The 232-nt window shown below is 53.4% G+C and carries 1 pseudogene; it reads right to left on the bottom strand.

The annotated features are described in order from the left end of the window. Positions 1 to 232 (bottom strand): annotated as a pseudogene (locus tag P0D96_RS48710) (IS30 family transposase); the annotation flags it as partial.

Genomic DNA, 232 nt, shown 5'->3' with positions numbered 1-232 from the left:
CCACGTTGCCAGGGATGCTGCGGATCACAGAAGTAGACTTTGATGTCAGTAGCCACGGTGAAGCGTTTATGGCCAGCCATTTCTTTGCCCCGATCCCAGGTCAGCGATCTGTACAGTTCCTCAGGCAGCTTGCCAGCATGTTTTATGAGAGCGTTGACGACGGTCTCTGTATCCTTGCTGGCAATCTCACCAGCATGACGTAGCGGGTCTGACGTTCGACGAGAGTTGCAAT

It is taken from the genome of Paraburkholderia sp. RL17-347-BIC-D (assembly GCF_046027915.1).
In the GTDB taxonomy this organism is placed as follows: Bacteria; Pseudomonadota; Gammaproteobacteria; order Burkholderiales; family Burkholderiaceae; genus Paraburkholderia.
Note: the sequence above shows the minus strand (reverse complement) of the source record. Positions and strands in the feature narration are given on the sequence as shown.